This window comes from Paenisporosarcina sp. P4_D4 (assembly GCF_056401835.1).
This window is the reverse complement of sequence record NZ_JBFUIO010000028.1, coordinates 13916-31791: the sequence shown is the minus strand read 5'-3', so window position 1 is coordinate 31791 and position 17876 is coordinate 13916. Positions and strand designations below refer to the sequence as shown.

Below are 17876 nucleotides of genomic sequence, written 5' to 3'. Positions count from 1 at the left end.
TTTTAGAGATTTACAACAATGAATGCACAGATGAAAAAATAAAAAACTGGAAAATTGATCACTCTATCACCGAAGAAGAATATAAGACCATTTTCACATATTTAAAAGAAGAGAACATTTTAATTGATGATAATAGATATAATGAAAATGAGGAAAGATATATTAACTATTTCCAAACTTATCCTAACGGTTTAAATACTTATGAAAAAATTAAACAAGCTAATATACTTATATTAGGTGCTGGTACTGTGGGCTCTACTTTAGCTATGACACTATCGAAATTTAATGTCCAGAGTATAACCATAGTTGATCCTGATACTGTAGCGTCACATAATATAAATGCCCAAATAGTGTTCCGTGAAGAGGATATCGATTCTTATAAAGTTGATTCACTAAGTAAATATCTAAATACAGATATGAATAGTACAAATATATTTAAACATAAATTTTATATTAATGAAGAAACTACAAATAGAATAAAAGATATCATAAAATCAAATAATATATCCTTTGTATTCTCTTGTTTTGATGATACAACTAAATACACACATAAAGAAATTTTTGAATATTGTAAATCCAGAAATGTCCCTTATATAATAAATGGTTATTTAGACGATAAGGTTATTTCTGTATTAATTAAAAATGATAGAGACTTTAAAATAATTGAAGAATCTTATGATAATAACTTTGAAGGTATAAGTAATAATAATGGAATATTATCTCATAGCTATATTAATTCCCTACTTTGTCTTAGACATTTAATAAACATTATTAATGATAATAATATTCATGAAAAATTTTTATCTTTTGATTTAAAGACTATGAGTTTAGTAAAAGAACAAACCGAAACGTTTCCTAACTTTGAGTTCCTTAATGAAGAGGAGCTTTTAAAAAAATTAACTATAATAAAACAACACATCAGAACTCACGGAAGTAACGATTTTTTAGAGAATGGCTTAGTATCAATCTATAAAGGCATTGAAATAATGAAGTTATTCCCTGACCTGTTTATAAAAGTTAACTTATTAGAATCAAAATTCGCATCTATAATGGATGAAATAGGTGAAGAGGATGATAAATYTATTGTTAATGACCTTGAAAATGAGTATTTATCAATACTAAATAATTTATTTATTGATGAAGAGAGAATACATAAAGTTTTATCGAATATAAATTATATTAATGATTATGAAGTTAGAAAGACAAATCAAAAAAAGACATTTGAAGAAATTAAATTAAAATCAAGAGAAATCTTAGATATATTATATAAAATTAAAAAGAACCATATAGATTCCAATTACCTTTATGAAGAGTTTCCAGTTCTATATGGTTTAAGTATGAATGAGATAAAAGTTTTCGATAAAACATTTTCCAATATTTATTTAGAGCTAACTTCATACCTTTACGAACTAATTCAACCAGGGGCAGAAGATGGTTTGAATTACTTATTTGAAATTCCAGAAAATCAGCATATAAACTATTCTATTGGAGAAAATTTAGATTTATTATGTGAATCTTTATCCAATTACAGTGATAGTTTATTTGGTATTGATTTTCTAAACCATATTAAAAACCTAAAGAAGAAAAACTTAATAATAGATAAAGAAGTCGATGGGATTTATACAACTCATTATTTTCCCGAACAAAAAGAAAGTATTATAGTCTTTGACCACTTAGAAACAATGTATTCTACTCTTTTTCTAGTTCACGAAGTGGGTCATTCATACTTCAGTAAATTTTACGATAAAGATTTTTATGAAAAAAGTTGCATTATTGTGAATGAAATTTTAGCACATCTTACAGAAATACTATTAGCAAATAATATTCAAAAGTCAGAAATTTTATCTAAGGATGAGATCCAAGGGTTTAAATTTCAATATTTGTATAGATTAAATCTAGCTATATTATCATCATACGCAACATTTGATTCGGAGAAACAAGTATTAAATCATATAGAACAAAAAGGTGAAATTGGATTAGATGAATTTATTGAACTTCATAAAGGAGATAACGATATAAACAAAGAGTTCCAATATGTTAATGAATATTATTCAAATCTAAATATTTTGGTATATCCATCATTTGTACTTGAAACTTATTCAGTTATTATACAACCGATTGCGTATGCAATTGCTATAAGATTATACGAAACTTATAAACAAGATATGGATAATTTTTGTTTTAATTTAGAAGAATTATTCAAAGGAAATAATATAAATTTAGAAAGTTTTTGTGTGAAAATGTTTAATAAAGAATTCAGCGAACAATTTATAAAAGACACAATCCAAATTATTTTTAAACATATAAATGATTTCAACTCGAATAATTAAGGTTTTTAGCATTCGTTCACTCGCCATCACGACTATCGGCTCATTATTGGTCGTGTTAGTTAGATTCTTATTAAGCCGTACAGAAAAAATCCCTTTCCTGTTATGGAGTAACCCGTTCATTATTTTAGCTGCTGCACCAACAGTATTGGTTTTAAAGGAAAAGTAGTCAGTGAATAAGAAAGCTGGAAAAGGGCAATGGAAAGATAAACACTTCTATAATATCTAGTGAATTTAATAAAGCATCCCCAGCACAGCTTTTAGCTATGCAGGGGATGCTTTATTTTATGTAGATGGAAACGTCACTGATATTACCGATTGTAAATTAAGAAGCCTTTCGTGAGTTCATTGAACTTATGAAAGGCCTTTTCTCTCTTTTATATGTTTTGTTAAAGCTAGCTAGGAAAAGAACGCCTCTTATTCCAAAGCTATAATCATCCTAATTTTTCGAAGCAAAAATAAACCAATAGCTAACCATAACCAGCTGTAGAAAAGTGAAAATCCAAAAATAATCATTAAAGTCGTCATATTAAATGAAGAAGAAACGGTGGGACCGAAAACAGGGAAGCCGAACCCGTACAATGGAATGCAAATGCCAATAAACAATAGTAAACCATTCAAGAATATTATTCCCGGACGCCGATTTAAAGCGAGGAACGTCCATCCGAGGCCAATTCCGAGTAACCCCGTAGTAAAGGGGAAAATCACTAATTCGCTTGGTTGAGTTATTAATAATAAACAAATTGTTGAAAAGTAAATCAACATGCTTGAACGGAATGAGATCAGTGCACCTAACAAAATCGGTGCTGTAGCAAGAGGGCTGAAAGCATAGCCGATACCTGGAAACAGCCCCCCTGCAGATTGCAAAATGGCTGCAAGTGCTGCCATCAATGCTGAAAACATTAATTTTTTTGTAAGTGACCAACTCTCGAAAACCTGGTGAATGTCCTTTGGATGCGACGGGATAGGCTTATTAAAATACACTGTCTCTCTCCTTATAGTTCTAAATTTCACCGAATTCCATCCCTCTGTTAATTTCCTTATTTCACAAAGTCTTTTTATATACTATAAAAAAGAATGAAATGAGTGCCAGAATGCCCAATGGTTGAATAAATTGATAGAGAAAATGAAGAGAGGGGAAAGGTGTCAATGCCTGAACGAAAACTAGATCCGAGTGCCATCCTGTTGCCACCCGGTTATGACATTGAAGTGTTTGCGGAGGGTTTAACCACTCCCATAAATATAACCTTTACAAGCAAAGGGGAATTACTGGTTGCCGATTCCGGTATCACGGATGGGAACGGAAAGGTGTTAAAACTAACGCAACAAGGTTTTATTGTTATAGGTGATGGATTTAATCCTCCTCTAACTGGGATTACTGAATACCAAGGCAACATTTATGTTGCGCATCGAGGTTACGTAACGATTATTCAGCCTGATGGGACGAAGGTGGATATTATTGAAGGACTCCCCAGTATTGGTGATCATCATAATAATCGAGTGGTATTTGGCCCTGATGGAAAAATGTATTTTGGGCAAGGAACTGCGACCAATAGTGGGGTTGTAGGAAAGGACAACTCCTGGGTAAAAGAACATCCATTCTTTCATGATTACCCCGGTTCAAGGGTGACTTTAAATGGCTCTAACTTTCAAACATCAGGATTTTTAGAGGCATTTCCRGACCGTGTTGTTACAACTGGCGCATTTGTCCCTTTTGGGGTTGAAACCTATCCCGGGAACACAGTGGATGGAATCATTCGTGCTAGCGGAAGTATATTACGTGCCAATCCAGACGGCTCTGAGCTTGAGTTGGTGGCATGGGGTCTAAGAAATCCTTTCAGATTGCGATTCGATCGATTCAATCGATTGTTTGCGTCCAATCATGGGATGGATGTTCGCGGAAGTCGTCCAGTGGCCAACTCCCCGGATGAATTTCAGTGGATTCGTCCTGGATTCTGGTATGGATTTCCGGATTTTACCGGAGGATTGCCGGTTACAATGCCACAATTTAAACCGGAAGGAAAACCTCAACCTGCTTTCTTATTAGCAGAACATCCTATGCAACCACCAATGCCTGTGGCTTCATTCCCTTCTCACTCAGCAACAATGGGGTTCAGTTTTAATGAGAATCCTGAATTTGGGCCAGTAGGAGATGTTTTTATCGCGGAGTTTGGTGCCGAAGATCCTGAGACAACAGGAGGGATACCACTTCCCTATGTGGGTCATCGCGTTTCCCGTATCGACATGCAAACAGGGCAGATTCATATATTTGCTATAAATCGAACAGGTCTGGCTGCATCCGATACAAATGGAGGCGGATTAGAACGGCCCATTGATGCCGTTTTCGGTCCTGATGGCGCACTGTATGTCTCTGACTTTGGCTTATTTACGGAAGAGTCAGCAGTTCCTGGAACAGGCGTTATTTGGAAAATAACAAAGACATCTTGACTCGAGATGTCGCTAGCATGCCATCATAAAGTATTAAGAAGTGCACTGCCGGTTGCAAGATACTATTTTCTAAAGCAATCTCCCCAACAAATTCGATGTTTGCTGGGGGATTATGATGCTTTTAAAGCACTCCAGACATATGTAAAAATCTTTCTACTATAATAAACAAAACAAATTTGAAATTTCTTATAATCTAATTCATTATTAACAGTAGACAGTCTTTTCGTAATTAATAGATACAGGAATTGCGTAGAGAAATACATTCTATGAAGGAAGTAGCTTATGCCGGAAGAAAATATTACGCGAATCAGCCTAGATGGCAAAGAACTAATTTTAATCGGAACTGCCCACGTATCGAGACAGAGTGCTGAACAAGTAAAAGAGGTTATCGAAAGAGAAAGACCCGATTCAGTATGTATCGAGTTGGATGAACAAAGATACCAGTCAGTTATGGACAGCAACAAGTATAAAGAGACTGATATTTTCAAAGTGATTAAAGACAAGAAAGCTACGTTTCTATTGATGAATTTGGCGATTTCTTCTTTTCAAAATCGTTTAGCAAAACAGTTTGATATCAAGCCTGGACAGGAAATGATTCAGGGTATTGAATCAGCAAAAGAGATAGGTGCAAATTTGGTCTTGGCTGATCGCAATATACAAATCACCTTTAGCAGAATTTGGGGTAATCTCGGCCTGTCAGGGAAGGCACAACTTCTCAATGCAATTTTCTTTAGTATTTTCAGTAAAGAGACCATCTCGGAAGATGAACTTGAAAAAATGAAATCACAGGATACGCTAAACGCTGCTCTTGCTGAATTCACGGAAGCTTTTCCGAAGTTAAAGACGCCTTTAATTGATGAGAGGGATCAATATTTAGCCCAAAAAATTAAGGATGCTCCAGGAAATAAAATTGTTGCAGTATTGGGTGCGGCACATGTACAGGKCATTACAAAAGAAATTCATAAAGAACATGATTTAAAGGCTTTGTCACAAACGCCACCTAAATCAATCGTACCTAAAATTATTGGTTGGGCGATTCCTCTGATGATTGTAKCAATCATTGCCTATACTTTTATCGCCAATCCTTCTGCAGGTTTTGATCAAGCAATAAGCTGGTTTCTGTGGACTGGATCTCTTGCTGCTGTAGGAGCTGCCGTTGCTTTTGGTCACCCGCTTGCGGTATTGTCAGCCTTTGTTGCTGCTCCATTTACTGCCTTGCATCCATTGATTGCAGCTGGGTGGGTTTCTGGAATTGTACAGGCATATATTCGCCGACCGAATATCGGAGACTTCGAAACACTTTCGGAGGATGTGTTTTCCATAAAAGGATTTTGGGATAACAAGGTCACCCGCGTGTTGCTGGTGGTTGTCCTGACCAACTTAGGGGGTTCATTGGGAACCTTTATCGGCGGGGCAGATGTGATTAGAGTGTTCTTCAATAACTTATAATATGGCATATATAAAAAGAGGAAAGTCAAAAATGACTTTTCTCTTTTTATTTTGTTAAAACAATGTGTTCATAGTAAGAGAATCTGCGACAAGAAAATCTACTCTTGAGGTTACTCGTCGCAAAATGCAATTTTGTGGCAACGCCTTCGTGACCAACATCCTGTTGGCCCGAGACGGCTTGCTAGTTCGTCCGCGGAAAGGGAGCCGATTCTCTCTTTTATATAAAAAATCAATAAGACAGACTGATAGACTTTTTTTATTGTCCGAAAAATTCGTGATATGACAAGGTGTCATGTTTTAGTTGCATTATGACATCGTGTCATATATAATCAATCAAGTTCGGTTGTGACACAGTGTCACTTTAAATTCAGATAGGAGGTTATAAGGTTGCCTAAACAAACCTTCATCAATTTACCCAATGATAAAAAAGAAACATTAATAAAAGCAGCTATGAAGGAATTTTCAAGAGCCCCGTTGTCTGGAGCTTCCATTTCTAATATCGTAAAAGATGCTGGTATCCCAAGAGGTAGCTTTTATCAATATTTTGAAGATAAAGAGGATCTCTACTATTTCTTGTTAGACGAAAACTCTCAGAGACTCAATAGCAGATTCATTTCAGTATTGAAAGATCAAAATGGCGATCTAATAGAGTCATTTATTGAATCCTTCCGGAGGATGTTGATCAGCTTGCAAAGCTTGGAATTTCGTCAATTTTTCAGAAATGCATTCTTGAACATGAATTATAAAGCAGAAAATACATTAACACCTGAAGTAAATGAAGAGCAAATGAATACTCGTTTAAAAGAGGTTATGGGCTTGGTTGATACAGATAAATTGAATATCTCAGATGAAATGGAACTGATTCATATTTTCAAAATCATGAAGGCAGTGACATTCCAAAACCTGATTCAAGTATTCGCAAAAGACTTGTCCATTGAACAATCTATGCAAAACTATACAGCTGAAGTGAATTTAATGAAAAAAGGGTTATGTAAGTAAACCCACGAAATTTCATGAAGCGAGTAATAGACGACTAAACTATACGGAGGAAAAAAAGGATGACAGAACAGAAAAAACCACCATATGGCAATATCGCAATATTATTTATGGGGGCATTTGTGGCTATCTTCACCCAGACGTTATTGAATATCGCTTTGCCTTCCATTATGACGGATTTAAATATTAAGGATGCATCTACAGTACAATGGCTCGTCACAGGCTATATGTTAGTGAATGGGATATTAATTCCCGCGAGTGCCTATTTTATACAACGTTATTCCAATAGATCCATTTTCATCCTGGCCATGTCCATATTTGCGCTAGGGACATTATTTGCGGGCTTAGCCCCTACTTTTGGTGTGCTTCTTGCAGCTCGAATGATTCAAGCTGCTGGTGCCGCACTGATGATGCCATTACTGATGAACGTGATGCTTGCTGCGTTTCCTGTTGAACGACGAGGAGCGGCGATGGGTGTTTTCGGTCTAGTAATGATCGTTGCACCGGCAATCGGTCCTACACTTTCCGGTTACATTGTTGAACACTATTCATGGCGAGTATTGTTTTTCATTGTCCTGCCTGTTGCTTTAATCCCGTTAGTTTTAGGAATTTTCAAATTAAAGAATTTAACGTTCCAAAACCGAGAATTAAGTTTGGATAAAATATCTTTAGTCTTTTCAAGTCTTGGCTTTGGCGGAATCCTCTACGGATTTAGTTCTGCTGGGCAAAATGGTTGGGACGACCCGATAGTTTTAGGAACCATTACCGTCGGTGTAGTATCACTTGTTACATTTATTCTCCGCCAACTTAAATTAAGTGAACCATTGCTCGAATTCAGGATTTACAAATATCCAATGTTTGCATTATCGTCAGCGATTTCAATCGTTCTATCCATTTCCATGTTCTCGGCCATGATTCTTATGCCGATTTATGTTCAGACAATCAAAGGGATTTCACCTTTCGATTCTGGCTTGCTCATGCTTCCAGGTGCTTTGGTGATGGGCTTCATGTCACCGGTTACCGGTAAATTGTTCGATAAATACGGTGCCAAAGTGCTTGCAATTACAGGGATGTCGATTGTTGTTATTTCAACGTATTACTTTAGTAAATTAAGTTTGGATACAACGTACCTTGAAATAATGTTTCTATATACAATCCGCATGTTCGGGATTTCAATGGTAATGATGCCGGTAATGACGAACGGTTTGAATACGTTGCCAATGAAAGCTTACCCACACGGTACAGCGATGAACAACACATTTCAACAAGTATCAGGTGCCATCGGTTCTGCGTTACTAATCACCGTCATGAATACCCGCACGACTTCGACAGCGGAAAACTTGGCGAAAAGCGGAAGTGACCCTATGAACATCATGAAGAACTCCATGATGGAAGGAATCACTTATACATTCTTCGTCTCTACATTTATTGCAGTTGTAGGGTTAGCGTTGACATTCTTTATCAAAAAGCCGAACAGACAGGTTACTGAGGAAGAGAAGGAACAAGTTTATAAACAAAAACCCGTTGAGGAATAATAAGAAAAAGGCTGAGCCCATTGTGGTTCAGCCTTTTTAGATGATTAGAATGAATAAAATTCTAGCCAGCAGAGAACAATTTTACAGAGACGGAAGTGTGGGAAACCGATAGTTCGCGAGCACAAACTTGTCCCTCCAGTAGGGGCGAGTTTTTTAATGCACGGCTCTGACTGTTGTTTAGGGATTAATTGTTACCATAAAAAGATAGAACTGCCGAAATGTTTTATGGGGAATTGGCAGTTTTTTTAAAATTTGACGCTTTTTCATGTAAAATAGGGACAATATCAAGAATGTTGATCGAGTTTTAGGCTCAAGTTTGAGAAAAGTGACGCTTAGTTGGAAAAAAATGAAGTTTAGTTGGAAATAATTGATGGTTAGTTGGAATAGTAAAAATTGGCCCGCTCCTTACTTGGGGTCTTGCGCAACTGTACGATAAACGACGTTTCGTTTAACAGAGCATTATTCAAAGAAGTTGGAGGAATGTTTATGTTTTTAAAAAATACCATTGTCATCATAGGCTCACTAATTGTGGCATTCGCTTTTAATTTCTTTTTGGTTCCTTATGGTATTTTAAGCAGCGGAATTAGTGGATTAGCTATTTTGGTTGGGTTGATCACACCATTTAATACTGGCTTATTGAATCTACTATTTAATTTACCTTTAGTTGTGTTGGGTTATTTCAAACTCGGAAAAACCATTACGATCAATACTATGGTTTGTGTCATTTCACTGTCAGTCTTCTTATATATATTGCCGGTAGTTCAAGTTACCGACAATATCTTGCTTTCCACTGTTTTTGGTGGAGGCCTGGGTGGCCTGGGTATCGGTCTTATTTTGAAATACTCTGGAACTTCAGGCGGTTTGGATATTATAGCGATTATGGTTTCCCGAATCAGTAATGTTAGTATTGGACTACTTCTCACAGCTATGAACGGTGTAATTGTTCTGATTTCTGGATTTGTTTTCGGCTGGGATATCGCATTATACACTCTTTTATCCATATTTTTGACCGGTAAAATGATTGATACGATCTTCACCAATCATGTCAAATTGACGATGCAAATAGTCACTTCAAAAGGCGACTTAATACGCAATGATCTACTGGAGTCCATCTATCGAGGTATGACGATTACTGAAGGTTACGGGGGCTACACACAAGAAAAGAAACAAATATTAATGATGGTTGTTACACGTTATGAAACATTGCAAATCAAAAAAATTGTCCGTAAATATGATGAACATGCATTTATTAATATATTTGAGACTGTTGAGGTTGATGGTAATTTTGCAAAGAATTAGTGGGGACTAACATTAGTGAAAGAATGAGATCCAGAAGGACTGTTAATCTGACAGTCCTTTTTTGTTTAATGAAAGAAGACGGATATGCATTTGTATGAACATGTGGTTACATAAATTTAAATAATACCTCATGCGTAACAATTCTTATATATCCGTATTTTAACCTTGGAAGAAGAAAAAGATTTCCTCAAATAGTAATTACAACTGAGACGAGCAAAGTGATTTCACTTTGTTTGTCTTTTTTATTTATAGGTAATGGTGCAGGGGTAGTTAGTGGGAAAAATCTTGAAACGTTATTTCATCTAGTTTAATTGAAACTTTGTAACCGTTTTCACGAGATTCCCTTGTATTAAAATTTCTATCTGATAATATTAATGATTGATAATTATAACTATTCCAATATATTATCTAAATTACACCTAGGAGGATTCAGATGAGCAAAAAATTGATTATTGTAATTCTAACTATTTTACCGTTTATCCTTATGCTTGGCGCAATTCCTTTTGTTAATCGAATTGAACCGATTATCTTGGGATTGCCATTTCTTCATTTTTGGTTATTTTTAGGGATGATTCTTACTCCATTATGTACGTATGTCATTTATCGCATACAGAAGTCAGAAGGGAGTATTGAATGATGCAGGGGAATTTAACAGCGTTATTAATTACTAGTTTCATAGTATTATCGGTAGTTTTAATTGGATTTATCGCTGGACGAAATAAATCAAGCCGGAGTTCGGTAGAAGAGTGGTCTGTAGGTGGAAGACGTTTTGGTCCATTGCTCGTATGGCTTTTGGTCGGAGCAGACTTATATACAGCATACACATTCTTAGGATTGACGAGTACTGCATTCGCAGCTGGTAGTATTGCGTTCTTCGCGATTCCATATACGATAATTGCGTTCTTCGTTTCTTATTTCTATCTTCCGAAGTTATGGGAAGTTTCTAAGAAGCATAAATTAACGACACTTGCAGATTATGCAAAAGGACGATTTGATAGTAAATTCTTATCGTTGCTAATCGCAATTGTCGGTGTATTAATGCTGATCCCGTACATTGATTTACAATTAGCTGGTATTCAAGATACTTTAACAGTTGCGGGTACAGGTTATATTAATATAAAAGTTGTTGTTATTATTTCATTCCTGTTAGTGGCACTGTATACATTCTTCAGCGGAATAAAAGGACCAGCTTATACCGCGGTCATTAAAGACATTTTAGTATGGGTCATTATGTTATTCCTGGTTGTGTCAATTCCAATCATTCACTTTGGAAGTTGGGGCTCGATGATTGACAAAATCGTCACAGACTCCCCAGAGTTGTTAACCATACCGACAACAGGACCAAAGGGTATTCCGTGGTTCTTGACTGCTTCATTGGTTTCAGGCTTGGCACTATTCATGTGGGCGCACGCGGTAACAGGTGTATTCACAGCGAAAAATGCAGATGTACTTCGTAAAAATGCCATCTATTTACCGTTTTATAATATCGTCTTAATTCTTGTTGTTTTCCTTGGCTTTGCAGCCTACCTTGTATTGCCAGAAGGAAGCGATCCACGTTTTGCATTGTTGAATTTAATTCAAGTGTCTTACGGTGGGGTAGTACAAGGACTTGCTTATTCAACAATCGCACTAGCGTCATTGATTCCATGTTCAATCATGGCAATCGGAGCTTCGAACTTATTTGCGAATAATATTTACCGTGATTTTATTAATCCAAATGTCAAACCGGCAAAATTGACGATGATTACTCGTTCGATGGTATTTGTGGTTATAGGACTAGCATTAATTTTCGGTATGCTTTTCCCGACAGCACTTGTGTCACTTCAACTTCTAGGGGTATCTGGAATGGTTCAAATCTTCCCAGCCATCGTCTTTAGTTTATTCTGGAGAAACCAGACAAGAGAAGCAACAATCATCGGTTTACTTGTAGGGCTTGGTGTAACTTTTGCTGTGTATTCTACAGGAAATACATTCGGGATTTATGAAGGGTTCTGGGGGCTTCTTGCTAACATCTTGGCATTGGTTCTTTTGAATCCGATTTTTGTGAAAAAGGCACAAAACAAATCGAACCCTATTATGGATCAACTTTTTACGAAATAACCAGGTTCAGCAATGAATAAAAGAGACGACGCATAAAATACGTTCATTAAAAGCGGCTGATTGCTTCAGCTGCTTTTTTTGTATGTACAGAACTGCATTCAAAACGTTGAACATCAGACTCAAAAGTTTTATGAATTTGGTGTCTATGCTTCCTTCTATTAGAATCAACGGCCTGAACATAACGTGCGAAGGTATCTGTAAAAACGTATGTTTTTAGAAAATTCAAACTCCACAAACGGTAGATGGTTATTTTTGGTATGATAGATTTATCGATCTGACATCGGAAAAAATTAAAAGAAAAGGAAAGTTCCTATGCATACATATAACCTTACGGAGCGACTTTTATTTGCTTCTACATCTTTGAACAAGAAGAAACTTGGAAATGAGATGAAAGGAAAAACGATTCTACTTACAGGAGCCAGTTCGGGGATTGGGGAGCAAGTAGCTTACCTAATGGGTGATATGGATGCGCATTTAATCTTGGTCGCCAGAAGAGAAGAAAAACTATTGACTATAAAAAAGAATATCGAAAAGAATGGGTCCCGTGTAAGTGTTTTTCAGGCAGATTTGAGAAATGAGCGAGAGATGAAGGAATTGTTGACTTTTCTTCATCAATTACCAGATGGAGTGGATGTGGTCGTCAGCAATGCGGGTCTATCCATCAATCGGTCCATATTCCATTCATTGGATCGCTATCACGATTTCACACGAACGATGGCCATCAATTATTTTGCGCCGGTACAAATACTGCTGTCAGTCATTCCTTTACTGGAAAAGAATAAAGGACAGGTAATCAATGTATCGACAGTTAATGCCTTGCTACTGCCCATTCCCCATTGGGCGGCCTATCAGGCATCCAAGTCAGCTTTTGATATTTGGTTCCGCTCGGCTGCTGCCGAGTTGAATGCCATGGGAATCTCGACAACATCCATCTATTTGCCGTTGGTGAAACCCCCCATGATTGTGCCGACCAAGTCTTACGAAAAAATGCCTGTTATGTGCCCGAATCATGTGGCTAAAATCATTTGCAAGTCGATGTATACAAAAAGAAAAACATATACGCCTTGGTGGCTGATTTTCGGGCAGTTGGGCTCCACTCTTTTTAGAGGGCTCTGGGAACTATCCATGCCCAAGATTTTAAGAAAACGGGGAGAAGGAAATTGACGATCGTCAACCTGATGAACGTTCTATATAAAATGAAATACCTTTCCCTATTGGGATTGTGCGGATTAATTGTTTTCATCTGTAAATACGGAATAAATATCATGCTTTTGCTACGCATGGCTGAAAAGACAAATGGCGATAAGCCTGCATTAGTGGAGGATGAAGAAACCATTACTTACAGACAATTATTGTCCCAATCAGAAAAGCTATCTTTCATTTTCAAAGAAAGATACAAACTTCAGAGAGGGCAGAAGGTTGCGTTTTTGTGTAAAAACCATGGATCGTTGGTTAAATCGATTTTTGCTGCTGCTCAGCTTGGATCGGATCTCTATCTGCTCAATTCTGACATGAGCCAGATTCAATTCGATCAATTAGTTAAAGACCATGATTTTGACTTTCTTGTTTACGATGTTGAATCGAGTACTTTGATTAAAAAATCACCTTATCGGAAAGAGAGACTTCTGARTAAGCATGATTATTTGCCCGCGGTAAATACCTTGTTGCAAATGGAGGGTGGAGGAAACATTAAACTCCCTAGATCTTCAACGAGTAAAATTATGTTGCTTACTGGTGGTACCACAGGGAAATCGAAGGAAGTAGCCCATAAACCTTCCCTGTTCCATTTCTTGAATCCTTTCCTGGCTGTACTAACAAGGCTGAAACTATTGAAGTCCGAAACAGCCTATATTGCCACGCCCATTTATCACGGCTATGGAATTGCGATATTGCTTTCCTTCCTTGCATTGGGCAAAAAAGTGGTCATCAGCAAAGGGTTTGATGCCGAAAAAGCATGTCACCTGATAAGTGAACACAGTATCGAAGTGGTTACGGTCGTCCCGTTGATGATACAAAGGATGTTAAAACACAATGTGGAAGATTTGCAATCACTTGTTTGTATTGCTTCCGGAGGGGCCAAGCTCAATCCGAAACTGGTGGATGAAGTCTTAAGTAAACTTGGCGATGTCTTGTACAATCTGTACGGCACTTCAGAAGCGGGGCTGAATATGATCGCAACCCCACAGGACTTGAAATATTCGGCTGCTACCATCGGTAAAAAAATTAAAGGTGTCCGGTTGAACATTATGGATCATGATAAGCAGAAGGTTGCAGTTGGCACAGTCGGTCAATTTTGCATCAATAATAAATGGTCCATGAGAAACAGAACGAGTACCTGGATAGAAGCTGGCGATTTGGGTTTTCAAGATAAGAATGGATATTACTTTTTATGTGGAAGAACCGATGACTTGGTGGTTTCTGCTGGGGTGAATGTGTACCCGATTGAAGTCGAGAACGTATTGATCAAACACCCTCAGATAGAGGAAGTGGCCGTGCTGGGGATAGAAGATGAAGATTTTGGCCAGAGATTGAAAGCATTCGTATTGACAAGGAAAAATGAAGACTTGACCCATGCTGCACTTTTAGAATGGATACGCCCTCGAGTGGCGAGGTTTCAAGTGCCAAAGGAAATCGTCTTCGTTGATCAGATGCCTTACACGCCTTTGGGGAAACTGGATAAGAAACGACTGAAGACGGAGGTGCGGAAAGAATGGATAAAAATCTGACCAAACAGAAATTGGCTAAACTATTAGCGGGAATCGAGATTGGGTATTTTGATACGTCAAAAAATTGGGGTGAGGAAACCAATGACTATTACTACAAATACTTTGACGACCCGGATCCAGAGCTTCGATCATTGTCGTTGTTGGCTTTCACTTCAATGGTTGGCAATTGGTATCATGGCCCGGCAGATGTTTTTTATACAAGTCCACATGCCATTTACTCACCGCCCACATCATTTTACTCCTTTGATGACTATTTATCGGCATTTTTAGAACATGCTTCACAGATAAAACATGACTTCCCGATTATGTATAGCTACATTGTTTATTATTTGTCCGAATTGGATAAAAAAAGAGCATTTGAACACGTTTTCCCGGAAATGGACCAGAAACTTTTCAGTCAAATGAGAACCTTATTATTTTCAGGTGAAAAGAATGTGAGACGGTCTTCATTCAATGACTTATTACGGGAAGTAGGATTGCCGACATTTTTTTCGGATTAGAAAAATTAATTATTGACGTTTTTATTGCCCTGGAAATAATGATAGATATCAGATTTAATGATTCCAGATCCTTACGAGGAGAAGAATAGCCATTCTATAAAGGAGGCTAATTCGGTTTAATAAGAAGGAGATTTCGCATGATTCGAAAAGAATATAAAAACCAAAAAAAGAAATCCAAAAAGAAATTGTTTTTAAAAATCTCGGCACTCTTGGTAACGGGTCTTCTGATTACTGGTACAGCGTACGGGTTCTATTTAGTGAAAAAAGCTGAGGTAGCCGCGGAAAAATCATATGAAGCGATTGATAACCGTGAAGGTTCTATTCTTCGAGAGAAACCAGTTGAACCGATTAATGATAATGTATCCATATTATTTATTGGAGTAGATGATAGTGACGTACGTAATCAAGGAACGAATAATAGTCGATCCGATGCTTTAATGCTTGCAACTCTCAACAATAAACAAAAAGACGTGAAATTAGTCAGTATTCCAAGAGATTCTTACGTGTATATACCTGAAATAGGGTACAAAGACAAAATCAATCACGCCCTTTTTAAAGGTGGAACAAAAGCGACAATAGAGACGGTTGAGAATTTATTGGAAGTACCAGTGGACTATTACGTACGAATGAATTTCAATGCTTTCATTGATGTAGTAGACGCTTTGGATGGTATTAACGCAAATGTCCCATATGATCGATTAGAAAAAGATGAAAAAGATAATTACAGCATTCAATTAACAAAGGGTTATCAAAAACTCGATGGTCGACAAGCGCTTGCTTTAGCCCGTACAAGGAAATTGGATAATGACATCGAACGTGGTAAACGTCAACAGGAAATCCTATCATCCATTGTAAAAAAAGCTTCTTCTGCCTCTTCCTTCACGAAGTACGACGATGTGATTTCAGCCGTTGGTGACAATATGAAAACGGATATGACATTTGACGAGATGAAATCTTTTCTAACTTACATAAAAGAAGGTATGCCACAAGTAGAAACCCTATCCCTTGATGGCCATGACGATAACTCAACTGGAACGTGGTATTGGCTATTAGATGATGAATCGTTGACAGACACGAAAAACTTACTTAAAAACCATCTTGAACTAAGTTCTGAAGTCGGTGACGAATAGTATTTCTACCGAAATCCAAAAGTTAACCAGTCTACATCTTCTGCCTATCCCAAGCTGAACTCTTGTTGGGAAAAATGAATTCTATTCACTATCCAGTCGGTTAGTCTCACTTCTAACCCAATTTGCCACATTGGGTCTGTCCGTAAAAAACCGTTTATGGATCAATTATTTACCGAAAAACTTATTAGCAAGTGAAAAAAGGAGTGGCTGAATTTTTTTCAGCTGCTCCTTTTTAATGGGTTTATAAAGTCAAAGGTTTATTAATTCTTAAAGAATATGAAGGATGGGTGTGAATGTTTTCACTTTAACTTACGTAGTATGGTTAGTTGAAAAACCACATCATTCTTTTATTTCTTACAGATATTTCTGCACTAATCTCACTCGGYCGACTTGAATTTTTCAGGTAGCTCATTCACGACTTCCCCTGTATCCGTAAACCGTCCCTTTAGCATGTTATCTTTAACAATCTTAACAATAATCGCATTTGCCGTTTTTGAAGTGCCATCGTCCAAGGTACTCGTTATGGTTTCTTCTGCGATAAACTCGATTTCGGAATCATTAATCGTTTCTTCATGGATAAGTAATTCCTCTTTTGACAAGTCTAGAGGTTCTTTGTCTACATCTACCCATTCGTAACCGCCATCAATTAACCACTGCCCATTTTCGTTCACTGCTGTTATATAGACATTTCCATGCCATTGAAAAAAGTCATTCAATTGAAAGGTTTTCACCTTTATGAATTGTGGAGTATTTTCAATAACTTCCATCCGTGCATCCAAAGAAACTTCAGGGAAGAACCCATCTTCTCCACTTGAATAATACCAAGACTGAAGCTCTTCCGGCAATTCCTTGTTAAGCATTTCGCTTGATACCAATTCCTTTATACTCTCCGGTAAGTTTTCTTGAAGTTTAGCTGCCATCACTTCTGATTGGGTTCTTTCTTCATCAGAAAATGTCATCTTGCTATTCGTCTCTTTAACAATGTCTTCTATCTTTTGAAACTTATCCATGACCACTCTTATTTCAGAATCACTTAACACTTCTGGCTCTTCGCCCACAACAGGAACTGTCTCATCATCATCCTTCTCAGATTGTGAATCTGAATCCTCAGGAACAACTTCTTGAACATCATCTTCGCTACTTTGTTGCGAAGATGTATCGTCTACCTCGGAACAAGCAGCAACGAAAAAAAGAATTAACAATAAAAATAAGGGGTTTAATATAATCTTCTTATACATCTAATTCCTCCAATAATTACAAATTCTAGGGACTTAATACAGTGTAACTGAAATAAGGTGAAAAATCTGTCACTTCTATAACGTTAATGGAATGTGAAGAGTAATTCATTCATCATAACAGGAGAAAT

The 17876-nt window shown here is 36.9% G+C and carries 14 protein-coding genes; 12 read left to right on the top strand and 2 right to left on the bottom strand.

What is annotated here, in order from left to right:
- On the top strand, positions 1 to 2330 hold a 2330-nt coding region (locus tag AC1DSL_RS08850; RefSeq protein ID WP_477531924.1), incomplete at its 5' end, for a ThiF family adenylyltransferase.
- A gap of 414 nt (positions 2331 to 2744) precedes the next feature.
- On the opposite strand, the gene AC1DSL_RS08845 is transcribed toward AC1DSL_RS08850, so the two are convergent.
- On the bottom strand, positions 2745 to 3311 hold the full coding sequence (locus tag AC1DSL_RS08845; RefSeq protein ID WP_477531923.1) for a hypothetical protein: 567 nt from the start codon (positions 3309 to 3311) through the stop codon (positions 2745 to 2747).
- A 165-nt stretch (positions 3312 to 3476) separates the two neighbouring features.
- Here AC1DSL_RS08845 and AC1DSL_RS08840 point away from each other — a divergent pair, with 165 nt between their 5' ends.
- The 11 genes from AC1DSL_RS08840 (at position 3477) to AC1DSL_RS08790 (ending at position 16510) form a co-directional block, all read left to right on the top strand.
- A complete protein-coding gene (locus tag AC1DSL_RS08840) occupies positions 3477 to 4775 on the top strand; it encodes a PQQ-dependent sugar dehydrogenase (protein ID WP_477531922.1) in 1299 nt (432 codons plus the stop codon).
- A gap of 282 nt (positions 4776 to 5057) precedes the next feature.
- Positions 5058 to 6224, top strand: a complete 1167-nt coding sequence (locus tag AC1DSL_RS08835; RefSeq protein WP_477531921.1) for a TraB/GumN family protein — start codon at positions 5058 to 5060, stop codon at positions 6222 to 6224.
- 387 nt (positions 6225 to 6611) lie between these two features.
- A complete protein-coding gene (locus AC1DSL_RS08830) occupies positions 6612 to 7223 on the top strand; it encodes a TetR/AcrR family transcriptional regulator (protein WP_477531920.1) in 612 nt (203 codons plus the stop codon).
- 59 nt (positions 7224 to 7282) lie between these two features.
- Positions 7283 to 8755, top strand: coding sequence for an MDR family MFS transporter (locus AC1DSL_RS08825; RefSeq protein WP_477531919.1), 1473 nt, complete (start codon positions 7283 to 7285; stop codon positions 8753 to 8755).
- 486 nt (positions 8756 to 9241) lie between these two features.
- Positions 9242 to 10054, top strand: a complete 813-nt coding sequence (locus AC1DSL_RS08820; RefSeq protein WP_477531918.1) for a YitT family protein — start codon at positions 9242 to 9244, stop codon at positions 10052 to 10054.
- A 433-nt stretch (positions 10055 to 10487) separates the two neighbouring features.
- Positions 10488 to 10691 carry a DUF3311 domain-containing protein gene (locus tag AC1DSL_RS08815; protein ID WP_477531917.1) on the top strand — a complete coding sequence of 68 codons (204 nt, stop codon included), beginning with the start codon at positions 10488 to 10490 and terminating at the stop codon, positions 10689 to 10691.
- Positions 10691 to 12154, top strand: a complete 1464-nt coding sequence (locus tag AC1DSL_RS08810; protein ID WP_477531925.1) for a sodium:solute symporter family protein — start codon at positions 10691 to 10693, stop codon at positions 12152 to 12154. Before AC1DSL_RS08815 ends, AC1DSL_RS08810 begins: the two co-directional genes overlap by 1 nt.
- 312 nt (positions 12155 to 12466) lie before the next feature.
- Complete coding sequence (locus AC1DSL_RS08805) at positions 12467 to 13318, top strand: SDR family NAD(P)-dependent oxidoreductase (RefSeq protein ID WP_477531916.1); 852 nt, start codon at positions 12467 to 12469, stop codon at positions 13316 to 13318.
- Complete coding sequence (locus AC1DSL_RS08800; protein WP_477531915.1) at positions 13315 to 14880, top strand: AMP-binding protein; 1566 nt, start codon at positions 13315 to 13317, stop codon at positions 14878 to 14880. The genes AC1DSL_RS08805 and AC1DSL_RS08800 overlap by 4 nt, the downstream gene beginning before the upstream one ends.
- Positions 14865 to 15380, top strand: a complete 516-nt coding sequence (locus AC1DSL_RS08795) for a hypothetical protein (RefSeq protein ID WP_477531914.1) — start codon at positions 14865 to 14867, stop codon at positions 15378 to 15380. Before AC1DSL_RS08800 ends, AC1DSL_RS08795 begins: the two co-directional genes overlap by 16 nt.
- 137 nt (positions 15381 to 15517) lie before the next feature.
- Positions 15518 to 16510 carry an LCP family protein gene (locus tag AC1DSL_RS08790; protein ID WP_477531913.1) on the top strand — a complete coding sequence of 331 codons (993 nt, stop codon included), beginning with the start codon at positions 15518 to 15520 and terminating at the stop codon, positions 16508 to 16510.
- Positions 16511 to 16887: 377 nt separating this feature from the next.
- Here the strand turns inward: AC1DSL_RS08790 and AC1DSL_RS08785 are convergent, their stop codons facing one another.
- Positions 16888 to 17748, bottom strand: a complete 861-nt coding sequence (locus AC1DSL_RS08785; RefSeq protein WP_477531912.1) for a hypothetical protein — start codon at positions 17746 to 17748, stop codon at positions 16888 to 16890.
- Positions 17749 to 17876 lie beyond the last annotated feature (128 nt).